The 1,190-nt window shown below is 64.2% G+C and carries 1 protein-coding gene; it reads right to left on the bottom strand.

Going from position 1 to position 1,190, the window contains the following annotated elements; translation table 11 throughout:
• On the bottom strand, positions 1-1,155 hold a 1,155-nt coding region (locus CAPSK01_RS19060), incomplete at its 3' end, for an MCP four helix bundle domain-containing protein (RefSeq protein WP_034930514.1).
• Between the last annotated feature and the right edge of the window lie 35 nt (positions 1,156-1,190).

Genomic DNA, 1,190 nt, shown 5'->3' with positions numbered 1-1,190 from the left:
CGCGAAGCCCTTGCCGTGCTCGCCAGCGCGTGCCGCCTCGATCGCCGCGTTGAGCGCCAGCAGGTTGGTCTGGTAGGCGATGTCGTCGATGATGCCGATCTTGTCGGCGATGCTCTTCATCGCCTCGACGGTCTTGCCGACCGCCTCGCCGCCTTCGCTCGCTTCCTGGGCGGCCTTGACGGCGATGCCGTCGGTGACCTTGGCGTTCTCGGTGTTCTGGACGATCGAGGCGCTCATCTGCTCCATGCTGGCGGTGGTCTCCTCGACCGACGCCGCCTGTTCGCTCGACGACTGCGACAGTGACTGAGCGGTGGCCGATACCTGGCCGGAAGCGTTCGAGAGGTGGTCGGCGGCGCCGCGCACTTCGCCGATGATTTCCGCGAGCTTGCCGATCATCGTCTGCATGGCCTGCATCAGTTGCCCGGTTTCGTCCTTGCCCGCGGCGTCGATGCGCACCGAGAGGTCGCCTTCGGCCAGCGCGTTGGCGGCGTCGACGGCCAGGTTGAGCGGCCGCGTGATCGAGGTTGTCAGCCACCAGCCGATGCCGGTCGCGAAGACGCCGGCGCCGGCAAGCAGCAGCCACAGCATGCGCAAGCCGTGCTGGTAGTCGCCCTGCGACTCGAGGAACTGCTTCCTGTTGTTTTCTTCCTGGAAAGCGATGCTGGCCAGGATCTCGTCCTGCCATTTCTGCACCAGCTGGCGGCCGCGCGTGAGCATCAGAGCCTTCGCCTCGGCGTCCTTGTGCGTCACCGCCAGTTCGATCACCTGGTTGTTGATCGCGCGCGCCGCCTGGGCGGCGTCGCCGATCGCCTTGTGCAGCGCCTTTCCGCGTTCGCTCGCCGGCATCTTGCCGAGTGCTTCGAAAGCCTTGTCGTACTTGGCGCGGGCGATTTCGATCTTGTGCCGTTGTTCGTCGAGCTCGCTCTTCTCTTCGAGCAGGAGCAGGCTGCGCAGGGCCTTGCCGACTTCGAGAACGCTGCTGTTCATCTCCTGCGCCAGCTCGATCTTGACGACGTTGTCGTTGACGATGTCGTCGAGGTCTTCATAGACGTTGCTCATGGCGTTGATGCCCAACAGCGTCATCGCCGCCATCAGTACGATCAGGACGCCGAAGCCGACGCCGAGCCGGATGCCGATACGAAGATTCTTGAACATGGGGGGAGTTCTCCTGTGAGATTTGGGACAAAGAG

Origin of the sequence: Candidatus Accumulibacter vicinus, assembly GCF_000584955.1 — a bacterium.
In the GTDB taxonomy this organism is placed as follows: Bacteria; Pseudomonadota; Gammaproteobacteria; order Burkholderiales; family Rhodocyclaceae; genus Accumulibacter; species Accumulibacter vicinus.
This window is presented reverse-complemented; position numbering and strand designations above follow the sequence as displayed.